The sequence below is a fragment of the Hydrocoleum sp. CS-953 genome (genome assembly GCF_002260545.1).
Lineage (GTDB): Bacteria > Cyanobacteriota > Cyanobacteriia > Cyanobacteriales > Microcoleaceae > Trichodesmium.
The window spans coordinates 1-4,851 of sequence record NZ_LGSU01000819.1 but is presented as its reverse complement, the minus strand read 5'-3'; the positions used below and the strand labels follow the sequence as shown (position 1 = coordinate 4,851).

General features: G+C 36.5%; 4 protein-coding genes. 1 reads left to right on the top strand and 3 read right to left on the bottom strand.

What is annotated here, in order from left to right; genetic code table 11:
* Positions 1 to 180 (top strand): hypothetical protein (locus AFK68_RS36575; RefSeq protein ID WP_168186400.1); only part of this gene is annotated, 180 nt, incomplete at its 5' end.
* Between the two features lie 219 nt (positions 181 to 399).
* On the opposite strand, the gene hcp is transcribed toward AFK68_RS36575, so the two are convergent.
* The 3 genes from hcp to AFK68_RS10335 all read right to left on the bottom strand — a co-directional run bounded on the left by hcp (position 400) and on the right by AFK68_RS10335 (position 3,804).
* Entirely contained in the window at positions 400 to 2,040 is a 1,641-nt protein-coding gene (gene hcp / locus AFK68_RS10345; RefSeq protein WP_094672634.1) for a hydroxylamine reductase, read from the bottom strand.
* A gap of 86 nt (positions 2,041 to 2,126) precedes the next feature.
* Positions 2,127 to 3,287: an RNA-guided endonuclease TnpB family protein gene (locus tag AFK68_RS10340; protein WP_094672633.1), complete on the bottom strand. Its 1,161-nt coding sequence runs from the start codon at positions 3,285 to 3,287 to the stop codon at positions 2,127 to 2,129.
* On the bottom strand, positions 3,229 to 3,804 hold the full coding sequence (locus tag AFK68_RS10335) for an IS607 family transposase (RefSeq protein ID WP_094672632.1): 576 nt from the start codon (positions 3,802 to 3,804) through the stop codon (positions 3,229 to 3,231). The genes AFK68_RS10340 and AFK68_RS10335 overlap by 59 nt, the downstream gene beginning before the upstream one ends.
* Positions 3,805 to 4,851 lie beyond the last annotated feature (1,047 nt).

The following is a 4,851-nucleotide window of genomic DNA, read 5'->3' as shown; positions in this document are numbered from 1 at the left end:
ATCAAAGATAATATTTTAGTCTTACTCATTATTCCTTTACTAGGATTAGGCGTATATAGATTTTCTCAATGGCAATTAGTTTCTGAAACTCCTGTAGTTGTAGTAACTGAAATTCCCTCACCAATACCAAAAAAACTGAATTCTGAGAAACCAGAAAAAACAGATCCGAAAACTTTATAAGAAGTAAATACATTCATATTTTCACTTAACTTCAGACAGCTTCGAGGTAAAATTCTTGGTTTATAAACATTATGGTCTAATTTTGCTTATTAAGTTGTTTAAGTCCCACTAATAATATCTTTAGGTATTTGAAAATTTTTCCATTAGCTCAATGTCAAGATTTCAAGAATAGTGGGAGAAGCTCAACAATACGAAATGGTTTCTATAACCTAATTCATCTCAACCACTACCCAAACAAGCAGCTAAATCTTCATCCGGAGTAGCGATCGCCTGTAAGTTATATTTTTGCTGCAACAACTGAAACACATTGGGCGAAATAAATGCAGGCAAAGTCGGACCTAACCGAATATCCTTAATTCCCAAATACAACAAAGTCAACAAAACTGCCACTGCTTTTTGCTCATACCAAGACAAAATCATTGACAAGGGTAACTCATTCACACCCACATCAAACGCTTTTGCCAAACCTAAAGCAATTTGAATTGCCGAATAAGCATCATTACACTGACCAACATCCATCAACCGAGGAATTTCTCCTATTAAACCCATCTCTTTGTCAAAAAAGCGGAACTTACCACAAGCAAGTGTCAAAACTACACAATCTTCCGGCACCTTCTCCACAAACTCTGTATAATAATTCCGGTCTGGTTTCGCTCCATCACAACCACCTACTAAAAAGAAATGACGAATTTTGCCTTGCTTCACCGCATCAACCACAGTATCAGCAACATTCAAAACTGTATTTCGGGCAAAACCAACCATTACCTGTTTCGGTTCCCCATCCTCAGTAAACCCAGACATCGACAACGCCTTTTCCATCACGGGAGTAAAATCTGGCGTACCATCTGAGGTAGTATCTAAATGAGTCATTCCCGGATATCCCACAGGACCTATACTAAATAATTTATCCTCATAATTTTCATGGGGAGGCATCAAACAATTAGTTGTGACTACTATCGGACCCGGGAATTTAGCAAAATCTTTAGTCTGATTTTGCCAAGCAGTGCCATAATGACCGTAAAAATGAGGATATTGTTGTTTCAAGAGCGGATAACCGTGGGAAGGCAAAAGTTCGCCATGAGTATAGATAGTAATATCGGTATTAGTAGTTTGTTTTAAAATTGCTGCGAGTTGTCGAATATCGTGACCAGAAACTAATATTGCTTTTCCTTTTCGGGGATGCAACGGTACGGCAGTAGGTACGGGATGACCGTAGGTGTTTGTATGACCTGCGTCTAACAACTCCATTGCTTTGAGATTAATTTCTCCCACTTGCAACGCCAGGTTTACCCAGTCGTCAAGGGTTAGGTCTTGGTTATCCAGAGCAACTAATGCTTCAGCAATAAAATCATAAATTTTTTCATCTTCTTCTCCCAACTCCATAGCGTGGAATGTGTAGGAAGCAGCTCCTTTAATACCATAGATAACTGTTAATTTGAGAGAAAATATATCAACATTACTATTAGACTGAGCAAGAAATTTTAGAGAAACATTTTCACCTTGGAGAGATAAACTTTCACTGTAGTCTGGTTCGTAGTGAGCTAGGGGAGAGAATTTAGTTTCAGGAATTTGAGCTTTCAGCTTTTCTCGGAGAGCGATCGCCTGTTTGATATATTGAGCAAAACTTTTTTTGTTAAAGTTAACGTTTGTCATTGTAGCAAACATTGACTCACAGATAAAGACATCTATTTCTCTAGTAGAAATATTTAATTGTTTTGCCTGGAGTCTAACTTCTGCCAACCCCCGCAGACAGTAAACTAATAAATCTTGTACAGCGTTCAATTCCGGACTTTTGCCACAAGCTCCCCATTGATGGCAACCTTGCCCACTGGCGGTTTGTTCACATTGTTCACAAAACATAGACATAATATTTTTCTCCTGGTAGGTTTTTATCTGTATAGACCGATACTATTTTGCTAACAAATGTTAACAATGCACAATTAAGATTAACTTATTGAGGGGGTATCTCCCAAAGTGATAGAAGGATGTTCTACCACGCTTTTAATAAAGATTCCGCGCGCTCCATTTAAGTCGCGGTCGAGTCGGAATCCATCGCTACCAGTCACAATTTTTTTGCCGCCTAAATTATTTAGAATTTCACCAGTCCAACTAACAGTTTTGCTAGTATATGCTTCACTTACATCTAAAACGGTTTTCTTGTATTCGTTGGCTTTATGCTTTAAAAATTCTTCAAACCTATAATGCGCCCAAGTTAACATCTGTCTAACTGACTTACTTCTGAGTTTCCTGTTAGATTTGATTGTCATCTGAGAAACTTCAAAAGTCGGCAGTAAAATTACATCAAAGTTTTGATAGCGAAGCTCCTCTGAAAGAGGCACTAAAAATAAAGCAGTTTTGTGGTGCAACTCATCTACGAGATTTATGATTTTTGACCTCATTCGATTAGCTGCTTTTTTCATACGCTGCTTGGTTTTAGACTTAGCTTTAGTTAACCTAGAGACTAAATCATCCAAATGGTAACACAACCTCTGAACTCGACCTATATCATTAGAGCCTATCCAACCAAAGCTATTTTCAGAAAATAAAGTCAGAAAGTTTCTCACGCCAGGGTCTAAAGCTACAATTCGATGCCTATTTTCACTTTTGTGCTTGGGTGCATCAACTGGTAAACAGAGATAATACTGTCCTCGTTGTACAACCATTCTGCAATCTCCAAAACTTTCTGGTAATGTTTCAGAGAATTTAATTTGACCTAGCTGAGTATGGTAAACACCTGCTTCTGATACTGCTGATTTAGGTATATAGCAAGATTGCACTGGGTTCTTACGAGACTTGAATCTGACTTGTTGAAATTGTCCGGTTTGAGAATATTTAGCTTTGGCTTCCCTGACTGCTATAGTCGCATCACGAACAGCAATAGATTTTATTTGATAAGGAACAGGTTTAGCCCACTCAGGAAGATTGCCTAAAATTTCTCCCTTAATTGCTCTCCAATTAGCTTTAGTATCAGGTTGCTGAAGATACTCAACAGTACGGTTATAGGTAAATCTAGCTGTACCTATCCACTGCCTAAGTAGTTGTCTTTGTTCACGGCTTAGGTAAATCCGAATCTTCTTTGATTTTTTGTTTGTACTTTCTGAGGCCATGGATTCTACAGGAGAATACATGAATGATTGAGAGAATATCTGTGACCATTTCTGACTCTGGAGAGTGTATAGTTTGGTCGAGTACCACGATTTCTCCACCGTTTTGTTCGACCAAATATTGTATAAGCTCGAATCCAAATCTTGTAAGTCTGTCCCTACAGGCAACAATAATTTTGAGCTTATCTCCTTGCAAGATTCTGTCCAGTATGGTTCTAAGACCTTTTCTTTTGAAGTTGAGTCCGCTGCCGATATCTTTGATGATTTCTGATTCTGGATATTGGTTTTGCATGAACTCAATTTGTCTTTTGAGGTCATCTTTTTGTTTGTTTGATGACACTCTACAGTAGCAAACAGTGGTAGCTCTAGTTGCACCGATGATGTAGGATTTTGTATCGTACAATCTTTGCCCGGCTTCGTTTTTGATGATTTTGATTTTGCCTTCATCCCCATATTTCCGTAATGTATTTGGGTGTAAACCCAGTATTTCTACGGCCTTTCTCAATGGAACATAACTCATATAGCTTTTGTGAACTTATGTAAGTATATGTTAGCAAATTTATAACTGTTTGTCAACCTCTTGCAAAAGTTTTAATTAAATCAATTAGAGATATAGAATCAACAATTTCATCCCCCCTCTTCCCTATTCCCTGACTTCTGCAAGAAGTGTTATATTTTTACTGTAGTTACTGACTAGAAATTTTGTCTTTGACTTAAGTCAATAATTAGTCAATTTTTGAGTTTGATGAAGAATTTTGTATTTTACTTAACTGTGAACTTCTATTTTTATGATAAGCCTCAAATAGTGATGGCTGTTATTAAAACTTAGTTAAGAAATCTTTTTAAGTAGAAATTCCTACCAAGCATTTCCAAAAATTCACTAATGCTACATCACGACGTATAGCTTTACAAGTAAAAGTTAAGACTTTTTTCTGCTCCCTTTACACTCAAATCTATATTTCCCAGGAAATAAAATCTAATTATATGCAAGTTAATAAGAGATTGAATATATCAGGAAATATAAAAAGGAGGTAGGGAACAGGGAACACTTAACTGTCAACAGGTATGGAGGAAGGAAGAAATCAAGACAACTATTTGTAACTTAAAAATCTAGGAATATATGTACCTTTCCACCTCTGGTATTTACCCGATTTCAATCTCTTAAAGTCTTACCTCTTTTAGATTTTAGTCATTCTCAGCTCTCTTAATACTTGTTTTACAAACAGTCTCTAACTAATATTTTTTTTTATTGTCATAAATATCTTGTTTGTAAAATATGAAATATTACACTTTTTATATAGTAAAATTTAGCCAAAAGATCGAATTATTTCAACCATTTAAAATCTATAGCAATCCGCGCATAGGTTGCGGGTAATCAAAAAGTAGATAAAAAAACTGAAACTCTTACCTGTTCCCTGTTGCCTGTTCCCTCCATACCTAAAAGCGGTAAGATTTTTATACACAAATAAAATAGGATTGCTATACCATTGATGATTTAAGTAGGTCGGCATCAATAAATGCAACTAAGGCCGGGCGGGTTTTGAAGGTTAAATCGCTTATATAATAC

Excerpts from the sequence above, each read along its gene's own strand:
- hcp (WP_094672634.1), bottom strand. The coding sequence starts at position 2,040 with ATGTTTTGTGAACAATGTGAACAAACCGCCAGTGGGCAAGGTTGCCAT.
- AFK68_RS10340 (WP_094672633.1), bottom strand. The coding sequence starts at position 3,287 with ATGGCCTCAGAAAGTACAAACAAAAAATCAAAGAAGATTCGGATTTAC.
- AFK68_RS10335 (WP_094672632.1), bottom strand. The coding sequence starts at position 3,804 with ATGAGTTATGTTCCATTGAGAAAGGCCGTAGAAATACTGGGTTTACAC.